Below are 24,348 nucleotides of genomic sequence, written 5' to 3'. Positions count from 1 at the left end.
TGGCAGCTGGGAGTCGGATCGTGGATGGCAGGCGCGTCCCCGCGGCCGCGGTCGCCCCCGTCGTCGGCGCCTTCGGACTGCTGTGCGCCGTTCAGCTCCCCAGTCACCGGCTGATCGTCCCCATCATCGTCGGCGTCTTCTTCCTCCTGGCCGTCGCCGCCGGCGCCAGTGAGCGGATGGGCGTCACCGCCGCCTGGCCGGTGGCGGTGGTCGCCTTCCTCCAGCCCCTCAACGGGATCCGGCCCTTCCACCCGTCGGTGAGCGTCGGCGACGTGGCGCTGGTCGTGCTCGCCCTGCTCTGCCTGCCGTTCCTGGGTCGCTTCCGGATGCCGCCCCACGTCCTCGCGCCCTTCGTCGGCGTGATGGTGCTCGCCGCCGGCGGGCTGCTCGGCACCATCGCCACGGACACCTGGGACCAGTGGACGCTGCTCGCACGCTTCGTCCTCGGCATGCCCGTGGTGATGCTGGTCCTCTGCACTCTCAACCCCTCTCCGCGGGTCGCGTCGTTGCTGGGCGTCGCCTACGCCGCCGGCGCCACCCTCTCGGCGGCGTCGGCCCTGGCCGGCCGCTCGGACCCCTACTTCCAGCGCGCCTTCGGCTTCGGCGAGCACCTGATGCACCTGGCCCTGACCAGCCTCTTCGGCACCGTCGTCGCGATCGGGTGGTGCGTGTCCGCCCGGTCACGCTGGACCCAGGCGGCCGCGGCCCTGATGGGCGTCGTCTGCCTGGCCGGGCAGGTGCTCAGCGGGGCGCGCTCGGCCATGCTCGGCACGTTCGTCGCCGTCGCCTATCTCGCGCTCCTCGGCCGCTGGCGCGGCATCCGGATCGCGGCCGCCGGAGGCGTCGTGGGGCTGGTCGCCCTGGCGGCGGCCTTTCCGTTCCTGCCCCCCGGCTCGACGGTCCACCGCGCGCTGGGCATCGGCCTGCCCGGCCACGTCGCCGCCTCCAACTCCGACCACCTCAGCGACGCCGCCGAGGCCATCGCCGAGATCGGCTCCCGCCCGTGGACGGGGCTCGGCTTCCACGAGGGGCTCGACGCCCACAACCTCTTCCTCGAGGCCGCCAACGTCGGCGGCGTGCTCGGCCTCGTCGGCCTGCTCCTGATCTGGGGCAGCATCGGGCTGCTGCTCGCGCGGCAGCTGCGCCACGGCGTACGCCGCGAGCACTGGCTCCGCGCGTCGCTGCTCGTCGCCGTGCTGGGCTACTTCGTGATCGGCCAGCTCGAGCCGATCATCTGGGACCGCCACCTGTGGTTCTTCATCACCGTCGCGCTCTTCGCGCTGCCGCCCACGCTCGCCGACGGCGGCGCCGCCCGTCAGCCCAGCCAGCCCACGGGCAGCAGGGTCGACAGCGCGTCGGCTCCCTCGGCGTCGTCGGCGTGGACCAGCGCCACGTCCCAGTAGGGCCACCGCGGCCGGCCCTCCTCGAGCAGCTCCGCGCGGACCGCGAGCTCGGCCACAGCCACCCGCCCGAGCGGCAGGCCGTTGTTGTCCCACACGCCTGCGTGGGTCCAGCCCAGCGACTCCAGCTCGGGCCACACGGCGACGGGGTCGAGGCCGGCGAGTCGCGTCAGCTCCGGGTAGTACTCGAAGAACAGCACCGGCCGGCTCGTCAGCACCTCAGCGAGGGCCGGCACCAGGCGCACGTCGTAGCCGTCGGTGTCGCTCTTGACCAGCCGAGCCGTCGCGAAGTCGGGGTGCTCGGCCAGCAGCCGCGCCGGCGTCACCGGCGCCTCGCCCGTTGCCTGCGCGCTGGCCTGGAAGCGAGTGGTGCCCGCGGTGCTGCGCACGGGTGAGGCGGCCGACCCGTCCAGGGCGAGCAGCCCGGCGTGCACCTCGACGCGGTCGTCGCCGTCGACGTTGCCGCGCAACCAGGCCAGCCAGTGCGGGTCTCCCTCGACGCAGAGGACCCGGGCGTCCACGGCCGCGAGCACCTGCAGGGCGGTGTCGCCGACGTTGGCGCCCACGTCGATCACCCGCAGCGGCTCCTCCCCGACGAGCTCACGGGCCAGGGCCACGACGTTCTGCCCGTACGTCGGGTGGAGCAGGGCGTAGTCGGGAAGCCGGTGCGACCACGGCAGCCGCAGCTCGACGCCCTGCACGACGCGCGTCACCGGGCGGTCGGGGAGCCGGTCGCGCACCAGCCAGGAGGCGTGCACCAGCACGCGGCGCGCCAGGGAGGGGCTCACGGCGAGACCGCCTGGGCGACGGCCGCGAGGACCTGCTCCTTGCGCGGTGCGCCGGTCGCGCGGGCGACCTCCCGGCCGGCCGCGTCGAGGACCAAGGTCGTGGGCGTGCGGACGACGCCGAGGCGGCGTACGACCTCCAGGTGGTGCTCCGCGTCGACCTCGACGTGCGCGACCCCGTCGACCGACGCGGCGACGTCGCCGAGGACCCGGCGAGTGGCGCGGCACGGGGCACAGAAGGCGCTGGAGAACTGGAGGAGGGTGGCGCGCTCGCCCAGGACGGCGCCCACCTCGGTGACCGCCTCTGCGGCCGGAGCCGGCGCGTCCGGGACCGACTCACCGGCGCCTGGCTGGTCCCGCGCCGGGGCCGACCCGCCCTTCACCCGGTGCGTGCCGCGGAAGCGACCGTAGGTCGCCGCGCGCCACAGCCCGATGGCCAGGGCCAGGGCGATCGCGGCCAGCAGCACCCACGCACCTGTCGCCACGGCGCCAACCTATCGCCAGCCGACAACCACCGCTGGTCGGCAGCCGGAAATGGGAGCGGGGCCCCGGAGAGATGGTCCCGGGGCCCCGCAGGCTGTCACTCAGGCTCGCGTCAGCGGCGGCGCACCTTGACCGTCTTGTTCACGGTCGCGTCGCCGAGCTTGCCCTTGATCTCGAAGAAGAAGACAAGCTTGTTCTTGCCCTTCTTCAGTTTCTTGAGCGGGACCTTGCCCTTGCCGTTGGCGAACTTCGCCTTGCCGGCCTTGGCGTACTTCGGTGCGCCGTAGGCGTCGAGGTCCTTGATCCGCTTGACGACGACGCTGCCCTTGATCTTCTTGGCCTTGACGCCCTTGCCCTTGATCGTGAAGGACGCCGACGAGCCGGAGACCTTGACCTTGACCTTGGGCTTCTTCTCGATGCGCTGCGAGGTGACGAGCGCGGTGCCGTCGAGGTCGCCGTTCTCCGCGGTGACGCGCAGCACGACCTTCTCGTTCTTGTACGACGTGCCGAGCGACAGGCTCTGGCCGGTGGCCACGACCTTGCCGTCGACCAGCCACTCGTAGATGAACGTCGTGCCGGTCATCGCGGTCCAGACGCCGGGGTACGCCGTCACCTTGCCGTCGATGTAGGGGTTGCCCTCGATCTCGGGCTTGCGCAGGGCCTTGAGGTCCTTGCCGAGGGCGGCGTTGATGCTGCCTGTCGTCTTGCCGCTCGTGACGGTGACCACCTTGGCTTTGGCGTAGGTGGTGTTGTCGTACCACTCGCCCGCGTGCCGCTCGTCGAAGCCAGCCGTGCCGCTGTCGCCGAACAGCACCTTGTACTTGCCCGGCTCCAGGTTGGTCGTGAGGTAGGTGCCGCTGTCCTCGACGTCCACGTAGCCGTGGTCCTCGTTCTCGAACTCGGTGACGACGCGCACCCAGGTCTCCTCGACGGGCAGTGCGGCCTCGGAGGTGATGGTGCCGGAGATGCCGCCGGTCAGCGGCAGCGTGATGTTGACGTGGGCCGCCGGCACCGCGACGGGCTTGGCGTTCTCCCAAGCCTGGGCACCGCCGAAGAAGCGGGAGAGGCGGTAGTACTGCCCCTCCTCGCGGTCGAAGAGGTCGGTGGCGCTCACCTTGTACTCGGTCTCGGCATGCCGCTCGTTGAGCTGGGTGGCGAACCACTGGCCGGCCCGGTTGGTCCGGAGCGTGACGACCGTCTCGCGGTCAGCCGGATCGGCGGGCGTGTCGATGAGCCTGACGGTGGCTGCGATGACCGGAGCACCGGCGGAGTCGGTGACGGTGCCGGACATGTCGACGGTGGCCGGGTCGACGGCCGCGGCCGGGTCGTTGGCGAGGACTGCGTCGACGCCTCCCACGGCCTGGTCCACGCCCACGGCGACCTGGTCCGAGGTTGCTTCGGTCGCCTTGTCGCTGTAGTACTCCGGCAGGTACTCCGCGGCGGGGTCGCTGAAGCGCACGCCGTAGGAGCCGCTCGGGACCTCCTCGATCAGGTACACACCGTTGGCGTCCGTGTAGTCGGAATAGCCCCCGGCCGTCACCAGCACGCGCTCCAGCGGAGCCCCTGCGGCGTTGGTGACCCGTCCGTTGATCGAGCCGCCCCTGGTCACCGTGATCACGCCGAAGTTGGCGCCGGCCGCGCCCACGGTCACGAGGTCGGCCGTCTCCAGGCTGGGCTTGTTGTTCCACCACTCGGCCACGAAGGTGTGGTCGGGGTCGATCAGCACCTTGTAGCTGCCCTCGGCGACGCCGAACTTGAAGACACCGTCCTCGTCGGTGCTCACGGAGTCGACGAAGCTGCCGTCGGTGGAGTCGTAGACCTCCACTTCCGCGCTGACCGGGCGACCGGTCGGGGAGAGCACCTGGCCGGTTGCGACCGGACGCGGCGCCAGCTGCACGGGATCGAGCGACGTCGTGCCGGTGACCGGCACGACATCTGCCGTGTCGTACGTCGTCTTGTTGTTGTAGTACTCGGGGACGAACAATCCGTCCTGGCCGCTGAACTCGAACTTGTAGGAGCCCGGCTCGAGCGACATGTAGACCAGTCCGTCGGAGACCGGCTCGAAGTCGAACCCGGCGAAGGTGCCGTCCGCGTTCAGCCGGGTGATCTCGACCCAGCCGTCGAGGCCGTTGCCTGCCGGGTCGGTGAGCGTCGTGGTCACCGCGACCGGCGCGGCGTGCGCCGGGGCCGCGAGGCCCATCGACAGCGCACCCGCCGCGAGTGCAGACGCCGCGGCGCAGGTGGTGAGACGTCGCGCGACGCCTCCTGGATGCACACCCATGGTGTTCCCCCTGTGAGATTGTGTGAAGCGGCGCGGACATGGGTCCGTCACCCCGAGCCAGCACTCCCCCGAAATCCCGTCGGACAAACGTCTGAGAAGTCGTCGAGTCCCCGCGGCACGAGACCGCGGGTGCGCCGAGTGTGCCATCGAGTGCCCCTGGTGGGACAGAGCCGGTCCGAGAGAGCACTCGAGGGCTGGTCACCCGCCCGCGAAGGGGGGCAGGAACTCGACGGTGTCGCCGGGCCGCACGACCACGTCCGCCGGCTCCCGGGTGCCGACGGGCCGGTCACCCACCAGCGCCGAGCAGACTGCCAGCACGCTCTCGAGCCGGCCGGGATGGGCGGTGACCACGCGGCGTACGACGTCGGCCAGGGTGGTCGGCCCGTCGACCTCCAGCTCGTCGTGGTCCACCCCTGCGGCGGCGCGCGCGCCCGCCCAGTAGCGGACCGTCACGGTCTCACGCGTGCGCGAGGAAGCCATCTCGGTGCCCATGTCCCGTTATCCTTCCCCATCTGCCCTCGCGCGAAGGAGGCCGGCCCGTGAGTAACTTGCTGCTGCTGACGAGCGCCCTCCAGCCCTCGGCGGAGGTGCTCCCCGGGCTCGCGCTGCTCGGGCACTCCGTCAAGATCCTCCCCGCCGAGGGGTCGGCGCTGCTCGAGGCGCCCGAGGCCGACCTCCTGCTGGTCGACGGACGCCACGAGCTCGCCGGGGCCCGCGACCTGTGCCGCCTGATCCGCACGACCGGCACCGACAGCCCCGTCATCCTCATCGTCACCGAGGGTGGGCTCGCGGTCGTCGCCCACGACTGGGGGATGGACGACGTCGTGCTCCACACCTGCGGCCCGGCCGAGCTCGAGGCCCGCATCCGGCTCGCGATCGGCCGGCTCATCGCCCAGCGCGAAGCCGACGACCCCAGCGCCCACGTGATCCGGTCCGGGGAGGTCGTCGTCGACGACGCGACCTACACCGCCAAGATCGGCGGCCGCGCGCTCGACCTGACCTACAAGGAGTTCGAGCTCCTCAAGTACCTCGCCCAGCACCCCGGCCGGGTCTTCTCCCGCCAGCAGCTGCTGCAGGAGGTCTGGGGCTACGACTACTTCGGCGGCACCCGCACCGTCGACGTGCACGTCCGGAGGCTGCGCGCCAAGCTCGGCCCCGAGAACGAGCACCTCATCGGCACGGTCCGCAACGTCGGCTACCGCTTCGTGCTGCCGGCCAAGGAGCGGGTCACCGAGGAGTCCGGCCAGGAGTCTCCCGCCTCGCGCTGACGCCACGGCGCTAGGCTCGCCGAGTGCTCGACCTCGACCGGATCGCCGCTGTCGCGGAGGCCGCCGCACTTGCCGACGGCGCAGAGCCCCTCGACGAGGCGACCTGGCTGGCCCTGCGCTCCCCGTTCGGGCATGACGTCGCCGGCGAGCAGGGCGCCGAGGGCTTCTGGCTCGTCGTCGACGAGGCCCTGAGCCTCGTCGTACACCCCCGGGCGCGTGGGCGGGGGCTGGGCGGCGAGCTGCTGCGGAAGGCGCTGGAGCAGCACACCGTGCTCACAGCGTGGTCGCATGCCGACCACCCTGCGGCGGCCCGGCTCGCGGCCGCGCATGGCTTCAGGCGCGTGCGCGAGCTCTGGCTGATGCGGCGGGCGCTCACGGAGCCGCTCCTCCCGGTGCCGGCCGGCGTCGAGATCCGCAGCTACCGCGACTCCGACCGCGACGAGCTGCTCCGGGTCAACGCGGCTGCCTTCGCCCACCACCCCGAGCAGGGCGCGCTCGACGCGGAGGGCCTGGCCCTCCGGATGGCCGAGCCGTGGTGGGACCCCGCGGGCCTGCTCGTCGTGCCGGAGCGCGACCGGCTGCTCGGCTTCCACTGGACCAAGCAGCACTCCCCCGGTCTCGGCGAGGTCTACGTCCTGGGCATCGCCCCGGAGGCCCAGGGTCGCGGCCTCGGGCGCGCGCTGACCCTCGCGGGCCTGCACCACCTCACGGGCCTCGGGGTCGGCGAGGTCGTCCTCTACGTCGAGGGCGACAACGCCGCCGCGATCCGCACCTACTCCGGTCTCGGCTTCAGCCACGCGCCGAGCGACACCCACGTGATGTACAGCCGGGATGCTCCCGCCCCGACGGGATAGTCCGTGACGAACGGACCCGTCCCGGGCGATTCCGGGGGTCCCTTCGTCACGGACTATCCCGACGCCAGCCGGGACCAGATCGGGCCGAGCGAGGCGGCCGTCTCGTGGGTCTCCCTTCCGAGCCGGCGCCAGAGGGCGTCCCCGGTCTCGAGCCGCATGGCGTCGGGGTGTGGTCCGTCGAGCCCGATCGCCAGCACGCTGTCGAGGACACGGTACGGCGCGAGGTGGGCGCTGCGGAGCTCCTCCACGAGGACGGGGCGACCGTCGCGGGTGACCGACGTGCGCGCCACCAGATCCCCCGCGGGCTCGCCCGAGCGCCCCACCACCAGCGTCTCCCGGGCCAGCAGCGTCGCGTCCCCGAGCAGCGCGACGTCCGTCGTCCGCGCCACCCGCGAGCCGGCTGCCGACACCCAGGGCAGGGCGTCGAGTACCAGGCCCGCGCCCGGTCCCACGCTGGCGGAGAGCGACCACGAGGCGCAGCCGCCGCGCATGTCGTAGGCCACGGTCCCGCTGGTCTCCTGCAGGTGGAGGGTGAGTCCGGCGTCCACCGAGACGCGGAAGGCGACGGAGTCCCCGGTGAGCAGGAGCGCGCGGTCGGGCACCAGGGCGACCCGGGCGCCCGAGGGAGACACACCGAGGGTCAGGCACCGGAACGCGCCGCCACCCGAGGTGACCCGGACCCGGCCCCCGGTGGTCCGGTGGAGCGAGACGACGGTGGTGTCAGTGCTGGTGCGTGAGGGGGTGGTCGTCATGGCTGTGCCATCCGGTCTCGGCGTGGAAGTGGGGCGCCATCGGACCGGGGTCCGCCGGCACCAGCGTGCCGGCGGCGTGGGAGGCGACCTGACCACGCACCCAGTCGAGGAGCAGGGCGACCAAGTCCGGGTCGTGCCGGGACAGCGCCAGGACCGGTCGGCCTTCGCGGGCCGCCGTCGCGTCGGCGCACATCTCCTCGACGGCGACGCCGACGTGCGGTGCCAGGTCGGTCTTGTTGACCACCAGCAGGTCTGCCCGCTCGATGCCCGGTCCCCCCTTGCGGGCCACGTCGCCCCCTCCGGCGACGTCGATCACGAAGATCTGGGTGTCCACCAGGGCCGGCGAGAACGTCGCGGTCAGGTTGTCGCCACCGGACTCCACCAGCACGAGGTCCAGGGCGAACGCCGCCTCCAGGTCCTCCACCGCCATCAGGTTGGCCGTGACGTCGTCCCGGATCGCGGTGTGCGGGCAGGCGCCCGTCTCGACGGCGACCACCCTCGCCGACGGGAGCACCCCCGCGGCGCGGATCATCCGCGCGTCCTCGTCGGTGTAGATGTCGTTGGTGACCACGCCGATCTCTAGCTCGGCGGCGAGGGACGCGCAGATGGTCATGATCAGCGACGACTTGCCGGTGCCGACGGGACCGCAGATCCCGAGGCGGAGGGCACGGGTGGACGGAGCACGGGTGGGGTCAGGCACGGAACAACCTCCTGCTGGTGGCGGCGTGGGTCTCGGCGAGCTGCTCGATCCAGGGCGCGCCGGTGGCGGGGATCTCCTCCGGCCGGGCCAGCCCGGTCACGGACGAGGCCAGCTGGTCGAGGAGCGGCAGGGCGGCCACGACCCAGCCGGTGGCGACCGCAGGGTCCAGTGGCCGCAGCTTGAGGGCCGCGGACGCGACGGTCTGCAGGTCGTCGTAGCCGATGACCCGGACGAGATCCTCCGCCGGCAGGTCGCAGGCCACCGCCACCGCTCCCAGCACGACAGGTCGCGGCATCCATGCCGGCAACGGCGGCAACGGCCAGAGCCGGGAGGCCAGCCGCCACAGCGCCCGCCCCAGCTCCCGGGAGGTCTCGCGCATGGCGGCGCTGGGCGTGCGTGCCGCCCACGCGTCGTACACCGCGTCGATCCCCTCACCTCGCTGCAGGTGGGCCAGGGTGACCACGGCGGTCGCCGCCTCCGTCCGCGTCACCGTCGCGAGGCGCAGCGCGAGATAGCCCGGTACGTCGTCGAGGCCGGCCGCGAGTGCCGGCTCCAGCCCGCCCGACTGGGTGTGGCCGGCCACGGGCAGCCGCGCGTCGGAAAGGAGCAGGGCGACGGGGTGCATCAGAACATCGAGTAGAGCTGGGCGAGCGGCAGGGACGTGGCCGGAGCCGGGGTCACCAGCTCGCCCTCGATCTCGATCGCAAACGTCTCGGGGTCGATGGAGATGTCGGGCAGGGCGTCGTTGTTGACCATGTCGGCCTTCCCTACGTCGCGCGTGGGGGTGACGGCGGCAAGCCGCCTCCGCAGCCCCAGCCTGGCCGCGAGGCCGTCGGCCAGGGCAGCGGGCGCCACGAAGGTGACCGAGTGGTCCGCCCCGTCCGCACCGACCAGGGTCGGCCGCATCAGCACCGGCTGCGGCGTGGGGATCGAGGCGTTGGGGTCCCCCAGCGCCCCCCACACCAGGGCGCCGCCCTTGAGGACGACCTGGGGCCGGATGCCGAAGAACCGCGGGTCCCACAGCACCAGGTCGGCCAGCTTGCCGGGCTCAACGGAGCCGACCTCGTGCCCGATGCCGTGCGCGATCGCGGGGTTGATCGTGTACTTCGCGACGTAGCGCTTCGCCCGCACGTTGTCGGCCGCTCCGCCCAGCGAGCCGAACCGGGCCTTCATCACGTGGGCGACCTGCCAGGTGCGGCAGACCACCTCGCCGATGCGCCCCATGGCCTGCGCATCGGAGGAGGTGATCGACATGGCGCCCAGGTCGTGCAGCAGGTCCTCGGCGGCGATCGTGGTGGCCCGGATCCGCGACTCCGCGAACGCCAGGTCCTCCGGCACGCGCGGGTTGAGGTGGTGGCAGACCATCAGCATGTCGAGGTGCTCGGCGACCGTGTTGACGGTGTGCGGCAGCGTCGGGTTGGTCGAGCCGGGGATCACGTGGGCGTGCGAGGCGACCTTCATGATGTCCGGCGCGTGGCCCCCGCCCGCGCCCTCGGCGTGGAAGGCGTGGATGGAGCGGCCGCCGATCGCGGCCAGCGTCGACTCGAGGAAGCCGGCCTCGTTGAGGCTGTCGGAGTGCAGCGTGACCTGGAGCCCGAACTCGTCGGCCGCCCGCAGCGCCGCGTCGATCGCGGCCGGAGTCGACCCCCAGTCCTCGTGCACCTTGTAGGCCGCGGCACCCGCCAGCGCCTGCTCCGCCAGACCGGCAGCGGACACCGTGTTGCCCTTGCCCATGAGGAGCACGTTGACCGGCAGCTCGTCGAGCGCGCGGTGCACGGCCTGCAGGTGCCAGGCACCGGGGGTGACGGTGGTGGCCTTCGACCCCTCCGAGGGCCCGGTGCCGCCCCCGCCGATGGTGGTGGTGCCGGTGGCCAGCGCCTCCACGACCTGGGAGCGGGACAGCAGGTGGACGTGTACGTCGATGGCGCCGGCCGTGAGGATCTTGCCCTCCCCCGCGATCACGTCGGTGCCGGGCCCGATGACCAGCTGGGGGTGGACACCGTCGGCGATGTCCGGGTTGCCGGCCCGGCCGAGCGCCACGATCCGGCCGTCGCGTAGGCCGACGTCGGCGCGCACGACGCCCCAGTGGTCCAGCACGACCGCGTTGGTGATGACGGTGTCGAGCGCTCCCCCGGCGCGCGGCACCGTCGACTGGGCCATCGACTCGCGGATGGACTTGCCGCCCCCGAAGATCGCCTCCTCGCCGCCGAAGGTGAGGTCCTGCTCGATCTCGACCCACAGGTCGGTGTCGCCCAGACGCACCTGGTCACCGGCCGTCGGCCCGTAGATCGCGGCGTACCGCTCGCGGCTGATCTCAGCCATCGGCGTGCTCCTCGCCGTCGCGGACCTGGATGCCGGGCACGACCCGGGCCCCGCGCAACGCCACGATCGCGACCTCGCGCGAGGCGCCCGGCTCGAACCGTTGCGACGTCCCGGACGGCACGTCCAGCCGGAAGCCCTCGGCGCGGGCGCGGTCGAAGGCGAGCGCCGCGTTGACCTGCGCCAGGTGGATGTGCGAGCCGATCTGCACCGGGCGGTCGCCGGTGTTGGTGATGACGAGCGTCCGGCGCTCCTCCGGCGTGCGGTCGGCGTTGAGGACGAGCACTCCGGGTGCGCAGCGGATCGCGCCGGGACCGTCGGTGTGGGTTCCCATGTCTTCCTGCCTCAGCCGATCGGGTGGTGGAGGGTGACGAGCTTGCGGCCGTCGGGGAAGGTGGCCTCGACCTGGACGTCGGTGAGCATCGGCACCACGTCGGGCATCACCTGGTCGGCGGTCAGCACCTCGCGACCGGCCGTCATCAGCTCGGCGACGCTGGCGCCCTCGCGGGCACGCTCGATCACCCAGGTGCTCAGCAGCGCCACGGACTCGGGGTAGTTGAGCTTCACGCCGCGCGCCAGGCGGTCGCGGGCGACCATCCCGGCGACCGCGAGGAGCAGCTTCTCGGTGTCGGAGGGAGTCAAGTGCATGTCAGACCGCCGACATGGGTTGCATCACGGCACATGGGAGCAAACCTAGGCAGCGGATGTTTCGTGCGGATGACGCGCTCGTGACCCCGGCCCGGCGAGGCGCAGCAGTACGCCGGTCAGCGCAGGCGCGGCCGCACGTGCAGCCCGACCTCGGGGTCGACCACGACCTCCTGGGCGACGGGCATCGAGTCGACCTCGAGCGGCGCGTCGACGGGGACGTTGCGCTTGACCAGCCCCAGGGCGATCGGGCCGAGCTCGTGGTGACGGGCCGAGGAGCCGACGAAGCCCACCTCGCGCCCCTCGTGCAGCAGCGGGGAGCCCGCCGCGGGCAGCCGGTTCTCCGAGCCGTCGAGGTGGAGCAGCGTCAGGCGCCGCGGCGGGCGACCCAGGGTGTGCACCCGGGCGACGGTCTCCTGGCCGCGGTAGCAGCCCTTGTCGAGGTGCACGGCGGAGCCGATCCAGCCGACCTCGTTGGGGATGGTGCGGTGGTCGGTGTCCAGGCCGAGCCGCGGCTCTCCCCGCGCGATCCGCAGGGCCTCGTGGGCCCACAGCCCGCATGCAGGGCCCGCCGCCTCGGCGTACTCGCGCATTCGTGCGCGCGGCACCAGGTCCGTCTTCGTGGGCCGCCACATCACCGCCAGGTCGTCGACCAGGCCGACCTCCACGCGCATCATGAAGCGCATCGAGTCGAGCCAGGCGACGAGCCCGGCGCCCATGCCCGGCTCGGTGTGCGCGGTGAAGGCCTCCCCGTCATTCACACCGGTGAACGCGTGCTCGACGTGCCCCTGCGGCGAGAGCACCAGCGCGGAGGTCCACACGCCCGGCCCCAGGCCGGTGAAGTCCTGCGTGGTCAGCGAGTGCAGCCAGGTCAGCCGGTCGGGCCCGGCGATCCGGACGACGTCGCGGTGGGAGAGGTCGACGAACCCGTCGCCCGACTCCAGCGTGCGCTGCTCGATGTTGAAGGAGCCGTAGTGCGCCGCGACGGGGGCGTCGATCCCGTCGCCGGCAACCGCGCCGGGCAGGTCGAGGAGGGGGCTGGCCATGCCTCGAGTCTAGGCAGGGGGCTCACACGCGAGACACCGCCCGAAGATGGCGAGATGACCCAGGTCCGGCTCGAAGCCGTGCTCCGCCCGCAGCGTCGCCACGAGCGCCGCCGCCGCCTCGGGCTCGACGGAGCGGACCCGGTGGCAGGAGCGGCAGACCAGGTGGAAGTGCTCCGGCTCCGCCGTGGAGTGGTACGTCGGGGCGCGGTCGCTCAGGTGGGCGTGCCGCACCAGCCCGAGCTCCTCCAGCACCTCGAGGGTGCGGTAGACCGTGGACGCGTTGACCGCGGACGCCTGGGCCCGCACATGCTCGAGCACCTCGTCGGGAGTCGCGTGGCCGAGGGTCTCGACGGCACGGAGGATGAGCTGCCGCTGCGGAGTGAGCCGGTAGCCGCTCTCCCTGAGCCGTGCCGCGAGCTCGTCGTCCATCAGGCCCTCTGGAGCCGCGCCCACAGGTGCGGCTGGAGCTCCTGGCCCACGGCCGCCATGTCGTAGGCGTAGAGCAGGTCCCCGTCGACGTTGCCATACATCCGGGATCCCGCGGTGACCTCCTTGGCGGTCTCGGTGAAGGAGACGCCCGCGGTGTGCAGCTCGAGCTTGCCGGCGTCCGCCGCGCCGTACCAGATCTCCGAGATCCCCGTGTTGTGCGAGAGCAGCAGCTCGACCTTGCCGGGCTCGGGGCAGCGCAGGAAGCCGGCCTCCATCGCCGCGTCGCGCACGAAGCCCCCGTCGGCGTCGGTGATCCAGGCGCGCGCCATGTAGTGGAAGAACGGCCGCCCGTCGTGGGTGAAGATCAGCTCCTGGCCGTACTGGAACTTCTCGAGCGTCGGGTAGTCGCCGTGCCCGTTGCCGCGCCAGGTGCCGAGCAGCCAGGCGACCGGGCCGCAGTTCGGGTGGAGGTTCTGGGGGAGCTCGAACGGCATGGGGGCCACTCTAGTGTTGGGCCATGGGCAGATCTCTCGTCGTCAAGGCCACCTGCGGCGCCGACGACCCCGAGCGCGTCAACCAGGCCTTCACCGTCGCGGCGGCGGCGGCAGCCGCCGGAGCCGAGGTGTCGCTGTGGCTCACGGGCGAGGCGGCGTGGTTCGGTACGCCGGGGCGCGCTGAGGCATTCCACCTCGACCTGGCCACCCCGCTCCCGGACCTGCGCGCCGCCGTCCTTGCGACCGGGGGTGCGGTGACGGTCTGCTCCCAGTGTGCCGCCCGCCGCGGCATCACCGAGTCCGACCTCGTGGAGGGCGTGACGATCGCCGGGGCCGCCGTGTTCGCCGAGCAGGTCCTCCGCGACGACGTCCAGGCGCTCGTCTACTGACGATGCGTCCGTCGGGCCTCAGCCGATCGCTGCCCGCAGGGCGGCCGCGATCTCCGCGACGGCGGCAGGGCCGGAGCGACCCACACCGACCATGTTGACGAAGCCGTGGATCTGCCCGCCGAAGCAGCGGGTCTCCACCTTGGCGCCGGCCTCGGCGAGCCTCGCGGCGTAGGCCTCGCCCTCGTCGCGGAGCGGGTCGAGGGCGGCGGTCGCGACGTATGCCGGCGCCAGCCCCTCGGGCAGCTCGGCGAACAGCGGCGAGACCCGGGGGTCGGTCCAGCTCCCCCGGTCGGGCACGTAGGTGTCGCGCCCGAGGTCCATGAACCGCGTCGTGAGGAACAGCCCGGTGCCGAAGGTGCGGCGGCTCTCCATCGAGGCCGTCATGTCGGTCACGGGGTAGACCAGCAGCTGGAACGCGCACCGCCATCCCGCCCGCGCCGCCGCGATCGCCACCAGGGCCGCCAGGTTGCCGCCGGCCGAGTCACCGCCCACGGCGATGCGGCCGGGATCCGCGGCGAGCTCGTCGGCGTGCTCGACGACCCACCGGTACGCCGCGACGGCGTCGTCGACAGCGGCCGGCCACGGGGCCTCGGGCGCGAGCCGGTAGTCGACCGCGAGCACGCGCACGCCGGCCTGCTCCGCGAGCACCCGGCAGACGGCGTCGTGGGTCTCCAGGTCGCCGTAGACGAAGCCTCCGCCGTGGAAGTAGACGAGCAGCCCACTGGCCTCGCTGGCAGCGAGGCCACGCGGCACGTACAGCCGCGCCGGCACGCCACCGGCGTCCAGGTCGCGCACCGACCCGATGGGCTGGTCGCCGGCGACGAGGGCGGCCTGCCGCGCCGTCGCGAGCCGGCCCTCCGGGATCGGGAGGCTCTCGATGGCGGGCTCGCGGCCGATCCTCTGCAGGCGCAGGAGCAGCTGCGGCTCGACGCCCAGCAGCTCGCCGCCGCGGCGTACGGGGCGCCCGGCGAGCATCCGCTGGACCGGGTGCGGCAAAGCGAGCGCGGCACGCGCGGCGACGGCCCGGGCACGCTCGAGGAGGCTCACGCCGGGCACCGTACAGGCAGGTCACCGTCCGTCACCGAAAGTTCACCAATCGGTGGAAGACTCCTGTCTATGTCCGATACCTCTGCCTCCACCGTGACGGCGCTGCCCTCCACCGTGGGCACCTCCCTCGAGGACGGCCCGACCACCGAGCTGTTCGGGCACCCGGCGGAGACCTTCGACGTCGAGCCTCCCTATGTGCCGGACGCCGAGGAGATCGCGGCCGTCGAGAAGTACGAGGACCGGTTCCTCGACCGCGAGCTCTCCTGGCTGCACTTCAACCAGCGGGTGCTCGAGCTGGCGGAGGACCCGAGCCTGCCGCTGCTCGAGCGGGCCCGCTTCCTGGCCATCTTCGCCAGCAACCTCGACGAGTTCTTCATGGTCCGGGTGGCGGGCCTCAAGCGCCGCATCGCCGCCGGTGTCGCCGTGCGCGCCGCGAGCGGCCTGCTGCCCCGCGACCAGCTGGAGCATCTCTGGGCAGGCAGCCGCGAGCTGATGCAGCGCCATGCGCACGCCTTCACCGAGGGCGTCCAGCCGGCCCTCCTCGAGCAGGGCATCGAGATCGTCCGGTGGGCCGACCTCGACCGGGATGAGCAGAAGGCCTGCAAGCGCCTCTTCAAGGAGCGCATCTTCCCGGTGCTGACGCCGCTGGCCGTCGACCCGGCGCACCCGTTCCCCTACATCTCCGGCCTGTCGCTCAACCTCGCCGTCATCGTGCGCAACCCCAAGACCGGCACCGAGCACTTCGCGCGCGTCAAGGTGCCGCCGATCTTCAGCCGGTTCGTGCCGCTCGGCAACCAGCGGTTCGTGCCACTCGAGGACGTCATCGCCGAGCACCTCAAGCGCCTCTTCCCCGGCATGGAGGTGCTGCAGAAGCACACCTTCCGGGTCACCCGCAACGAGGACCTCGAGGTCGAGGAGGACGACGCAGAGAACCTCCTCAAGGCCCTCGAGAAGGAGCTGCTCCGCCGCAAGTTCGGTCCCCCCGTGCGCCTGGAGGTGGAGGAGACCATCGACGAGCGGGTGCTCGACCTGCTGGTCTCCGAGCTGGGCGTCGACCGGGCCGAGGTCACCCGGCTGCCTGGCCTGCTCGACCTGCGAGGCCTCCACGCCATCGCCGACCTGCCGCGCGAGGACCTCAAGTACCGCTCCTTCCTCCCGACCACCCACAGCCAGCTGGCGGAGAAGGAGTCGTCCTCCCCCGTCGACGTCTTCGAGTCCGTACGCCGCCACGACGTGCTGCTGCACCACCCCTACGACTCCTTCGCGACCTCGGTGCAGCGGTTCGTCGAGCAGGCGGCTGCCGATCCCCACGTGCTCGCCATCAAGCAGACGCTCTACCGCACCTCCGGCGACAGCCCGATCATCGATGCGCTCATCGACGCGGCCGAGGCGGGCAAGCAGGTGCTGGTCATCGTCGAGATCAAGGCCCGCTTTGACGAGTCCAACAACATCCGGTGGGCCCGCAAGCTCGAGCACGCCGGCTGCCACGTCGTCTACGGCCTCGTGGGCCTCAAGACCCACTGCAAGCTGGCGCTGGTGGTCCGCGACGAGCCCGACGGCATCCGGCGCTACACCCACATCGGCACCGGCAACTACAACCCCAAGACCGCCCGCCTCTACGAGGACCTCGGCCTGCTGACCGCCGACCCGGCCATCGGCGAGGACGTCGCCCACCTTTTCAACAACCTGTCGGGCATCAGCCGCAACACCTCCTACGAGCACCTGCTCGTCGCGCCCGACAACGTGCGCGGCGGGCTCGTCGCCCAGATCCACGCCGAGGTGGCCAACCACCAGGCCGGCCGGTCGTCGGGCATCCGGATGAAGGCCAACTCCATCGTCGACGAGGCCGTCATCGACGCGCTCTACCTCGCCTCCCAGGCCGGGGTGCCGATCGAGCTGCTGGTGCGCGGCATCTGTGCCGTGCGCCCCGGCGTGCCCGGCCTCTCGGAGACCATCCGCGTGCGCTCCGTCCTGGGCAGGTTCCTCGAGCACAGCCGGGTGTTCTGGTTCGACAACGCGGGCGACCCGGTCGCCTGGATCGGCTCGGCGGACCTGATGCACCGCAACCTCGACCGCCGCGTCGAGGTGCTCGTGCGACTGCCGCGGGGCGACGACGTGACGAGCGTCGGGGACCTCCTGGACCTCGCCCTCGACGAGGACACGGCCGCCTGGCTGCTCGACAGCGACGGCCGCTGGACCCGCAACCGCGGCACCGTGGACCTGCAGCAGACGCTCATCGAGCGGCAGCGCAGGCGCCGCTGACGCCGCACGCCCGGCGTACGCCACCACGCGCTGTTTTGCGCGGGGGGACTGGCGACCCCCTAGCATGTGGGGCGTTCAGACCCCCCTTACTCGGAGTTCGCCGTGCGTTTGAAGATCCGACCCCTGGACTCGTCGTTCTACGAGATGTTCACGCAGTCCGCGCAGCACCTCGTCACCGGCGCTGCCCTGTTGGCGGAGATGCTCGGCGACGGCAACGACAAGGCGGAGGTCGCGCGCCACATGCGCGAGGCCGAGCACGCCGCTGACGAGACGACCCACGAGCTCGTGCGCAAGGTCAACAGCACGTTCGTCACGCCGTTCGACCGCGAGGACATCTACGCGCTCGCGTCGGCGCTCGACGACGTCATGGACATGATGGACGAGGCCGTCGACCTCGTCCTGCTCTACGAGGTCCACACCCTGCCCAACGAGACGTCGGAGCAGGTAGAGGTGCTGCAGCGGTGCGCCGAGCTCACCGCCGCGGCGATGCCCCGCCTCCAGACGATGCGGTCGCTCGAGGACTACTGGATCGAGATCAACCGGCTCGAGAACGCCGGCGACCGCAGCTACCGCCGGATCCTGGCGAGCCTGTTCACCGGCGACTACGAGGCACTCGAGGTGATCAAGCTCAAGGACGTGGTGGAGTCGCTGGAGGGCGCCATCGACGCCTTCGAGCGGGTCGCCAACATCATGGAGCAGATCGCGGTCAAGGAGTCCTGACCCCACAATGGAATTCGCGATCATCATCGCGGTCGTGGTCGTCGCGCTCGTCTTCGACTACACGAACGGCTTCCACGACGCAGCCAACGCGATCGCCACCTCGGTGTCGACCGGTGCGCTGACGCCCCGCGTGGCCCTCGCGCTGGCAGCCGTCATGAACTTCGTCGGCGCCTTCCTCGGCCAGAAGGTCGCCCACACGGTCTCCGACACGATCGATCCCGGCGAGGGCAGCCACGGGCTCGTGATCGTGATGTGCGGCCTCCTCGGCGCCATCATCTGGAACCTCATCACCTGGTACTACGGGCTCCCCTCCTCCTCCTCGCACGCGCTGATCGGCGGCCTCGTGGGCGCTGCTGTGTTCGCCGGGGCCAGCGCCGACTGGGGCGTGGTGCTGGAGAAGGTGGTCATCCCGATGCTCGTCTCCCCCCTCGTCGCCTTCTCCCTGGGCTTCCTCCTGATGATCGCGATCATGTGGATGTTCCGCGGCGTCCACCCCGGCCGGGCCAACCGTGGCTTCAAGATCGCGCAGACCGTCTCCGCCGCTGCGATGGCCCTCGGCCACGGCCTGCAGGACGCCCAGAAGACGATGGGTGTCATCTTCCTGGCGCTCCTCACGGGTGGCTACGTCGCCGAGTCCGACGGGCTCCCGCTGTGGGTGATCTTCGCGGCCGCGGCCGCCATCTCGCTCGGCACCTGGTCGGGTGGCTGGCGGATCATGCGCACGCTGGGCCGCCGGATCATCGCCCTCGACCCCCCGCGCGGCTTCGCCGCCGAGTCGATCGCCGCGTCGGTCCTCTACACCACGGCCTACGCCTTCGAGGCGCCCATCTCCACGACCCACACCATCACCTCCGCCGTGATGGGCGTGGGCGCCACCAAGCGCCTGTCCGCGGTGCGCTGGGGCGTCGCCGGCAACATCCTGACCGCCTGGGTGCTCACTTTCCCGATGGCCGCTCTCGCCGCCGGCATCTGCTACGGCATCGCCCGCCTGTTCCTCCCCTGACGCGCGCCCCGGCCCGATAGTCCGTGACGATCGGACCCTCGAACCTCGCCGGGAAGGGTCCCTTCGTCACGGAGTACCCCGACGATCCGGCCATGTGGGCGTGACCCGGGTCAGGCAGCCGGAGGCCGATAACGAAGCAGACGCTCCCGGTCGTACGCCGAGAGGGCACGGCGCTTGTCGACGGTGCTCGTGTCGATCCACCATCGTGGCGGCACCGACGTCCAGGTGCGTGACTCTGGCGATGCGAAGGCCGCTCGCTGCCGGGTCTGCACCATCCGGTCGACGAGTCGCGCGGTGCTGGTGGAGTCACCGGTCATGACGACCAGAAGGGCTATCCCGAGCCGGCCGTAGAGCTCCTCGCGGTCCCGGTCGCTTCGCCGTCGCGAGCTGTCCAGGTGGACCTCACCCGTGTACTCGATCGCCATCCCGCCTCCTCGTCCAGAAGATCGGGTGTGACCAGGTGGTGGCCGGACCTGTCGAAGATCGGCCGGTTGCACAGGAGGGGCGGCAACCCGGCGTCCAGACGCCAGACCAGCCGGGTGTCGGTCTCCTTCGGCGACCACGAGTTCTCCACTGCCAGGTCGAGCGCCTCGCGCGCCCGGCCGATCCCCGGGGGCAGAGGAGCAAGCCCCCGGAAAGGCCGCCGCGGCCCCACCCGGACAGGGCAGGACCGCGGGGCCCGAGAAGGAGCCGGCTCAGCCGAAGCGGCCGGAGATGTAGTCCTCGGTCCGCTTGTCGCCGGGGTTGGAGAAGATCTTCGAGGTGAGGTCGTACTCGACGAGCAGGCCGGTGCGGTTGCCGGTGGTCTCGTCGGGCCGGGCCGTGAAGAACGCCGTGCGGTCGGAGACGCGGGCGGCCTGCTGCATGTTGTGGGTCACGACGATGATCGTGTAGTCCTTGCGCAGGTCGATCATCAGGTCCTCGACGCGGGCCGTGGCGATCGGGTCGAGGGCCGAGCACGGCTCGTCCATCAGGATCACGTCGGGCTTGGTCGCGATCGTGCGGGCGATGCAGAGGCGCTGCTGCTGGCCGCCGGAGAGGCCGTAGGCGGACTGCTTGAGCTTGTCCTTGACCTCGTCCCACAGGGCGGCGCCGCGGAGCGCCTCCTCGACCAGGTCGTCCATGCTGTCGACCTTCATGCCGGTGACCCGGGGACCGTAGGCGATGTTGTCGTAGATGGACTTGGGGAACGGGTTCGGCTTCTGGAACACCATGCCGATGTGCGTGCGGACCGCGATCGGGTCGACGCCCTTCGCGTAGATGTCCTGGTCGTGGTAGAGCACCTGGCCCTCGACGCGCGCCCCGGTGACGAGGTCGTTCATCCGGTTCAGGCAGCGCAGCACCGTCGACTTGCCGCAGCCCGACGGCCCGATCATGGCGGTGATCTCGTTGCGGCCGTAGGCGAGGTTGACGTCGTGTACGGCGTGGAAGTCGCCGTAGAAGACGTTGAGGTCCCTGGCCTCCATCACCGTCGTGACGGGGTGCGCCGGCAGCGGCCGGTCGGCGTCGGCATGGACCTCGGAGAGGGAGCCCACGATGGGCTTGTCCACACTCGTGGTGGCGGTGGCAGGGGGGTTGGCCATGGCGGTTCTCTTCCTCACCAGGATCGCTGGAACTTGTTGCGGATGTAGATCGCGAGTGCGTTGAGCCCGAGGATCATGACCAGCAGCACGATGATGGCCGCCGAGGCGGCCTCCCGGAGCTCCTCCCGCGACTGCGAGGTCAGGGAGTAGATCTGCATGGGCAGGGCCGTCACCTTGCTCATCATGCCCTCGGGGTCGAACAACACCGACCCGGCGAGGCCGACGACGACGAGCGGCGCGGCTTCGCCGATCGCCCGGGAAAGGCCCAGGATAGTGCCGGTCGCGATGCCGGGGACGGCGGACGGCAGCGTCTGGCGCCAGGTGGTCTGCCACACGGTTGCCCCGAGCGCGAGCGAGCCATCGCGGATTTCCCGCGGCACCGCGCGCACCGCCTCGCGGGTGGTGATGATGATCACCGGCAGGATCAGCAGGGCCAGCGCGAGCGCACCGCCCAGCACGATGCCGGCGTCGTCGAAGCCGAGCAGCGCCATCACAGCCACAGCCAGCAGGCCGTAGACGATGGACGGCACGGCGGCCAGGTTCTGCAGGTTGACCTCGATCAAGCGGTTCCACGGCTTGTTGGGGTCCGCGAACTCCTCGAGGTAGACGGCGGCGGCGATGCCAAGCGGCACAGCCATGATCGCGGTGAACAGCATCAGCCACAGGCTGCCGAGGATGCCGGCCCGGAAGCCGGCGGTCTCCGGCCGCACGATCGAGGTGTAGTTGGTGAGCAGCTCGGCGTCGAAGCGGGGAGCGCCCTTGATGGCCGTGCTGGCGATCAGCGCGACGAGGACCATCACACCGAAGAACAGCGAGAACCAGAGCGCGCACAGGAAGACGAGCGAGCCGACCGTGCGGTCCTTGCTCTTGCCGGTCGCGAGCTGGGCGGTGACTTCACGCGCGGTGGTGGCGGCGATGCTCATCAGTAGGCCTGCCTGAAGCGTCGGACGATGCTGATGCTGATCATGTTGAGCACCAGGGTGATGAGGAAGAGCAGCATGCCCACGGCGAAGAGGGTGTTGTACTCGAGCGACCCGACTGGGTTCTCACCGCCCGCCGTCTGGGCCATGAAGCCCGTCATGGTCTGGTGCCCTTCGAAGATGTCGAGGCTCGAGTTCTTCTGGGCGCCCGCCGCGAGGGCGACGATCATCGTCTCTCCGATCGCGCGCGACATGCCGAGCACGATGGCCGCGGCCACGCCCGAGATGGCGGCAGGCAGTACGACGCGCACGGTGGTCTGCATGCGGTTGGCACCCATCGCGAGCGAACCCTGGCGCATCGCCTGCGGCACGGCGCTCAAGGCGTCCTCGGCCAAGGAGGCGATGGTCGGGATGATCATCACGCCCAGGACGAGCCCGGCTGCCAGCGCGTTGGTGAAGCCGATCTCGAGGTTGAGCAGGCCCTGCAGCAGCGCGGGGGTCACGAAGGTCAGGGCGAAGAAGCCGTAGACCACGGACGGCACGCCGGCGAGCAGCTCGACCGTCGGCTTGAGGACCTTGCGGGCACGCCTGGAGGCGTACTCGGAGAGGTACATCGCGGCGCCCAAGCCCAGCGGGACTGCCACCACGAGGGCGATCACCGTGACCATCAGCGTGCCGACCACGAGCGGCAGTACGCCGAACTGCTGGTCGTTGCTGAAGAAGGTCGAGAACGGGATCTCGCCGAAGAAGTCGATAACAGGCCGGATCAGCGCGGCGATGATGCCGAAGGTGATCGCGATCGAGAGCATCGCCGAGATGATCAGAAGGGCCTTGATGACGGCCTCGAGTGGACGGCGCTTCGCGCCGAGGAAGGGAGCGGCCGGCAGGCCCGTCGCGTTCGACGGGCCTGCCGGACCTGCGGTGGTGGTGCTCATCGAGGTGAGGCTACTCAGCCCTGGAGGCCCTCGAGCGCCGCCTGGGTCTCGGCGTACAGCTCATCGCTCAGCGGGATGAACTGGCCGACCTCGGCGATCTCGGCGAGGTTCTCGATGTAGAAGTCGACGTACTCCTTGACGGCCGGGTTGTCCGTGTAGCTCTTGTTGCTCACGTAGATGAACAGCGGGCGGGCCAGCGGCGTGTACTCACCCGACTGGGCGGTCTCGGCCGAGGGCTCGACGCAGCCGTTGCCGCTGTCGATGGCGACGGCCTTGAGCTTGTCGGAGTTCTGCTCGTAGTAGGTGTAGCCGAAGTAGCCGGTCGCGCCCTCGGTACCGGCGACACCCTCGACGAGCACGTTGTCGTCCTCGGACGCCTCGTAGTCCTTGCGGGTGGTCTCGGACTCGTCACCGATCACGTCGGCAGCCATGTAGTCGTAGGTGCCGGAGTCCGTGCCGGGACCGAAGAGCTTGATCTCCTGGTCGGGGAACTCGGGGTTGATGTCCTGCCAGTTGGTGGCCTTGGACTTGGGACCCCAGAGTGCGATGAGCTCGTCGACCGTGAGGCAGTCGACGGCCAGGTCGGGGTGCACGACGACGGTGAGCGCGTCGGTGGCGACCTGGAGCTCGGTGTACTCGACACCGTTCTCCTCGCACACCGCGGCCTCGTCCTCCTCGATAGGACGGGAGGCGTCGGAGATGTCGGTCTCGCCGGTGCAGAAGACCTCGAAGCCGCCACCGGTGCCGGCCTCGCCGACCGTGACCTGGACCTCGGGGTTCTGCTCGTTGAGCAGCTCCTGGGCGGCGACGCTCATCGGGTAGACGGTCGAGGAGCCGTCGACGGCGACGGAACCGCTGACGGCGGTCTCGCCACCCTCGGAGTCGGAGGCGCCGGCGTCACCGCCGCCGCACGCGGCGAGCGAGAGGGCCAGGGCGGCGACGCCCGGCACGACGGCCCGGCGGAAGGAGGTGCGCTTCACGTGTAACTCCTGGATCACTTTGGATGCTGACGCGGTGACGCTAGGTAGCCCATGCGAACGGGCACGTGGCCGTCGGTGAACGGGCGGTGAACTCAGCCGACCCGTTTGGTGTCGGCCCAGCGGAAGGGAGACGACGGTCACGTGAACAGCGACGCCGTGCGTTGACGCCGTTCACTGCTGAGGGGTAATGGCGTCAGGGCCGGTGCCGCTCGGTGGCGACGACCTTCCCCTTCCGGTGGTGCACCACGACCAGCTCGGCGGGCTCGAGCTGCACGTCCGGTACGCCGAGGGCGTTGAAGATCGTCGGCAGGACGGGCCGGTGCGTGCAGAGCACCGCGCCCTCCTTGAGCCCCCGCAGCTCGTCGACAAGCTCGACCACCGCGTCCGTGGTCGCATCCTCCTCGGTGAGCTCGTCGTAGGTCTTCACCGGCCAGCCGGTGGTGTGCCCGTAGGGGGCCACCGTGTCGACGCAGCGCGTGCTCGAGGACGTGTGCACGGAGGTGACGTCGAACGCCGCGAGCACCGGCACCAGCTTCTCGGCCTGGATGCTGCCGGTGCGCAGGAGCGGACGGCGGCGGTCGTCACCGCGCCACGCCTTCCGCGAGCGCGCGTCGCCATGCCGGAGCACGACGAGGGCCCGGGTCTTGCGACGGACCCGCTCGGCCTCGTCGAGCGTGTCGCGGTCGTAGGCGTAGGTGAGCCGTGTGCGGGCCTTGTCCCACGACACCCAGGCGACCTCGTCGATCTCCTCATTGACGGCGTAGCGGCCCACGTCGTCGCTGCCGACCACCCGGCCGACCCAGTAGTGGACCGCCTTCATCCGGCCGCCCTTCACGGGGTAGCGCTGGGCAAGCAGGGGCGGCCCGAGACGGATGTCGAGGCCCGTCTCCTCGGCGACCTCGCGGACCGCCGCGGTCGTCACATGTTCGCCGCGGTCGAGCTTGCCCTTGGGAAAGGACCAGTCGTCGTAGCGCGGGCGGTGCACGAGGAGCACGTCGCCACCCTTGCGGGTGACGACGGCGCCGGCGGCGAGGACGTCGGGCGCAGGCATGG

27 protein-coding genes are annotated in these 24,348 nt (G+C 71.3%); 7 read left to right on the top strand and 20 right to left on the bottom strand.

Going from position 1 to position 24,348, the window contains the following annotated elements:
- The first annotated feature begins 20 nt into the window (after window positions 1-20).
- Entirely contained in the window at window positions 21-1,403 is a 1,383-nt protein-coding gene (locus DDE18_RS02325; RefSeq protein ID WP_116570598.1) for an O-antigen ligase family protein, read from the top strand.
- Here the strand turns inward: DDE18_RS02325 and DDE18_RS02320 are convergent.
- From DDE18_RS02320 to DDE18_RS02305, 4 genes are all read right to left on the bottom strand, one after another.
- Complete coding sequence (locus DDE18_RS02320) at window positions 1,316-2,188, bottom strand: FkbM family methyltransferase (protein ID WP_116570597.1); 873 nt, start codon at window positions 2,186-2,188, stop codon at window positions 1,316-1,318. The genes DDE18_RS02325 and DDE18_RS02320 overlap by 88 nt on opposite strands.
- On the bottom strand, window positions 2,185-2,670 hold the full coding sequence (locus tag DDE18_RS02315; protein WP_116570596.1) for a thioredoxin family protein: 486 nt from the start codon (window positions 2,668-2,670) through the stop codon (window positions 2,185-2,187). The genes DDE18_RS02320 and DDE18_RS02315 overlap by 4 nt, the downstream gene beginning before the upstream one ends.
- A 110-nt stretch (window positions 2,671-2,780) precedes the next feature.
- Entirely contained in the window at window positions 2,781-4,949 is a 2,169-nt protein-coding gene (locus DDE18_RS02310) for an MSCRAMM family protein (protein ID WP_133241130.1), read from the bottom strand.
- A gap of 198 nt (window positions 4,950-5,147) precedes the next feature.
- On the bottom strand, window positions 5,148-5,441 hold the full coding sequence (locus DDE18_RS02305) for a MoaD/ThiS family protein (RefSeq protein WP_245916394.1): 294 nt from the start codon (window positions 5,439-5,441) through the stop codon (window positions 5,148-5,150).
- A gap of 47 nt (window positions 5,442-5,488) precedes the next feature.
- Between DDE18_RS02305 and DDE18_RS02300 the strand changes: the two genes are divergently transcribed.
- Window positions 5,489-6,217: a response regulator transcription factor gene (locus tag DDE18_RS02300; RefSeq protein WP_116570594.1), complete on the top strand. Its 729-nt coding sequence runs from the start codon at window positions 5,489-5,491 to the stop codon at window positions 6,215-6,217.
- Window positions 6,218-6,240: 23 nt separating this feature from the next.
- Window positions 6,241-7,071 (top strand): mycothiol synthase, encoded by an 831-nt coding sequence (gene mshD, locus DDE18_RS02295; RefSeq protein ID WP_116570593.1) that lies wholly within the window; start codon window positions 6,241-6,243, stop codon window positions 7,069-7,071.
- 53 nt (window positions 7,072-7,124) lie between these two features.
- Here mshD and DDE18_RS02290 read toward each other — a convergent pair whose 3' ends face one another.
- From DDE18_RS02290 to DDE18_RS02250, 9 genes are all read right to left on the bottom strand, one after another.
- Complete coding sequence (locus DDE18_RS02290) at window positions 7,125-7,823, bottom strand: urease accessory protein UreD (RefSeq protein WP_116570592.1); 699 nt, start codon at window positions 7,821-7,823, stop codon at window positions 7,125-7,127.
- Window positions 7,792-8,523, bottom strand: a complete 732-nt coding sequence (ureG, locus tag DDE18_RS02285) for an urease accessory protein UreG (protein WP_116570591.1) — start codon at window positions 8,521-8,523, stop codon at window positions 7,792-7,794. Before ureG ends, DDE18_RS02290 begins: the two co-directional genes overlap by 32 nt.
- A complete protein-coding gene (locus DDE18_RS02280) occupies window positions 8,516-9,148 on the bottom strand; it encodes an urease accessory protein UreF (RefSeq protein WP_116570590.1) in 633 nt (210 codons plus the stop codon). The genes ureG and DDE18_RS02280 overlap by 8 nt, the downstream gene beginning before the upstream one ends.
- The gene (locus DDE18_RS02275) at window positions 9,148-10,845 is read right to left on the bottom strand and encodes an urease subunit alpha (protein ID WP_116570589.1); all 1,698 of its coding nucleotides are present in this window, start codon (window positions 10,843-10,845) and stop codon (window positions 9,148-9,150) included. Before DDE18_RS02275 ends, DDE18_RS02280 begins: the two co-directional genes overlap by 1 nt.
- The gene (gene ureB, locus DDE18_RS02270; RefSeq protein ID WP_116570588.1) at window positions 10,838-11,176 is read right to left on the bottom strand and encodes an urease subunit beta; all 339 of its coding nucleotides are present in this window, start codon (window positions 11,174-11,176) and stop codon (window positions 10,838-10,840) included. Before ureB ends, DDE18_RS02275 begins: the two co-directional genes overlap by 8 nt.
- Window positions 11,177-11,187: 11 nt before the next feature.
- Complete coding sequence (locus DDE18_RS02265) at window positions 11,188-11,490, bottom strand: urease subunit gamma (RefSeq protein ID WP_116570587.1); 303 nt, start codon at window positions 11,488-11,490, stop codon at window positions 11,188-11,190.
- Window positions 11,491-11,606: 116 nt separating this feature from the next.
- A complete protein-coding gene (gene ygfZ, locus DDE18_RS02260; protein WP_116570586.1) occupies window positions 11,607-12,533 on the bottom strand; it encodes a CAF17-like 4Fe-4S cluster assembly/insertion protein YgfZ in 927 nt (308 codons plus the stop codon).
- A gap of 9 nt (window positions 12,534-12,542) precedes the next feature.
- Window positions 12,543-12,962: a Fur family transcriptional regulator gene (locus DDE18_RS02255; RefSeq protein ID WP_116570987.1), complete on the bottom strand. Its 420-nt coding sequence runs from the start codon at window positions 12,960-12,962 to the stop codon at window positions 12,543-12,545.
- The gene (locus DDE18_RS02250; RefSeq protein ID WP_116570988.1) at window positions 12,962-13,456 is read right to left on the bottom strand and encodes a heme-binding beta-barrel domain-containing protein; all 495 of its coding nucleotides are present in this window, start codon (window positions 13,454-13,456) and stop codon (window positions 12,962-12,964) included. The genes DDE18_RS02255 and DDE18_RS02250 overlap by 1 nt, the downstream gene beginning before the upstream one ends.
- Before the next feature lie 23 nt (window positions 13,457-13,479).
- Between DDE18_RS02250 and DDE18_RS02245 the strand changes: the two genes are divergently transcribed.
- The gene (locus DDE18_RS02245; protein WP_116570585.1) at window positions 13,480-13,845 is read left to right on the top strand and encodes a DsrE family protein; all 366 of its coding nucleotides are present in this window, start codon (window positions 13,480-13,482) and stop codon (window positions 13,843-13,845) included.
- Window positions 13,846-13,863: 18 nt separating this feature from the next.
- On the opposite strand, the gene DDE18_RS02240 is transcribed toward DDE18_RS02245, so the two are convergent.
- On the bottom strand, window positions 13,864-14,892 hold the full coding sequence (locus tag DDE18_RS02240) for an alpha/beta hydrolase (protein ID WP_245916393.1): 1,029 nt from the start codon (window positions 14,890-14,892) through the stop codon (window positions 13,864-13,866).
- Window positions 14,893-14,961: 69 nt separating this feature from the next.
- Between DDE18_RS02240 and DDE18_RS02235 the strand changes: the two genes are divergently transcribed.
- The 3 genes from DDE18_RS02235 to DDE18_RS02225 all read left to right on the top strand — a co-directional run bounded on the left by DDE18_RS02235 (window position 14,962) and on the right by DDE18_RS02225 (window position 18,877).
- Window positions 14,962-17,154, top strand: a complete 2,193-nt coding sequence (locus tag DDE18_RS02235) for an RNA degradosome polyphosphate kinase (protein ID WP_116570584.1) — start codon at window positions 14,962-14,964, stop codon at window positions 17,152-17,154.
- A 102-nt stretch (window positions 17,155-17,256) separates the two neighbouring features.
- On the top strand, window positions 17,257-17,874 hold the full coding sequence (locus tag DDE18_RS02230) for a DUF47 domain-containing protein (protein ID WP_116570583.1): 618 nt from the start codon (window positions 17,257-17,259) through the stop codon (window positions 17,872-17,874).
- Window positions 17,875-17,881: 7 nt separating this feature from the next.
- Window positions 17,882-18,877, top strand: a complete 996-nt coding sequence (locus tag DDE18_RS02225) for an inorganic phosphate transporter (protein WP_116570582.1) — start codon at window positions 17,882-17,884, stop codon at window positions 18,875-18,877.
- Window positions 18,878-18,987: 110 nt separating this feature from the next.
- Here the strand turns inward: DDE18_RS02225 and DDE18_RS02220 are convergent, their stop codons facing one another.
- From DDE18_RS02220 to DDE18_RS02195, 6 genes are all read right to left on the bottom strand, one after another.
- Window positions 18,988-19,302, bottom strand: a complete 315-nt coding sequence (locus DDE18_RS02220) for a hypothetical protein (protein WP_116570581.1) — start codon at window positions 19,300-19,302, stop codon at window positions 18,988-18,990.
- 270 nt (window positions 19,303-19,572) lie between these two features.
- Window positions 19,573-20,343, bottom strand: coding sequence for a phosphate ABC transporter ATP-binding protein PstB (pstB, locus tag DDE18_RS02215; RefSeq protein ID WP_211754391.1), 771 nt, complete (start codon window positions 20,341-20,343; stop codon window positions 19,573-19,575).
- Between the two features lie 131 nt (window positions 20,344-20,474).
- Window positions 20,475-21,383: a phosphate ABC transporter permease PstA gene (gene pstA, locus DDE18_RS02210; RefSeq protein ID WP_116570579.1), complete on the bottom strand. Its 909-nt coding sequence runs from the start codon at window positions 21,381-21,383 to the stop codon at window positions 20,475-20,477.
- A complete protein-coding gene (gene pstC, locus DDE18_RS02205; protein ID WP_116570578.1) occupies window positions 21,383-22,315 on the bottom strand; it encodes a phosphate ABC transporter permease subunit PstC in 933 nt (310 codons plus the stop codon). The genes pstA and pstC overlap by 1 nt, the downstream gene beginning before the upstream one ends.
- A 14-nt stretch (window positions 22,316-22,329) precedes the next feature.
- Window positions 22,330-23,295 carry a PstS family phosphate ABC transporter substrate-binding protein gene (locus DDE18_RS02200; protein WP_116570577.1) on the bottom strand — a complete coding sequence of 322 codons (966 nt, stop codon included), beginning with the start codon at window positions 23,293-23,295 and terminating at the stop codon, window positions 22,330-22,332.
- A gap of 193 nt (window positions 23,296-23,488) precedes the next feature.
- A complete protein-coding gene (locus DDE18_RS02195; protein WP_116570576.1) occupies window positions 23,489-24,346 on the bottom strand; it encodes an NUDIX hydrolase in 858 nt (285 codons plus the stop codon).
- Between the last annotated feature and the right edge of the window lie 2 nt (window positions 24,347-24,348).

The organism is Nocardioides gansuensis (genome assembly GCF_003076135.1).
Taxonomy (GTDB): domain Bacteria; phylum Actinomycetota; class Actinomycetes; order Propionibacteriales; family Nocardioidaceae; genus Nocardioides; species Nocardioides gansuensis.
The sequence above is the reverse complement of the archived record's forward strand: the minus strand, read 5'-3'. Positions and strand labels throughout refer to the sequence as shown.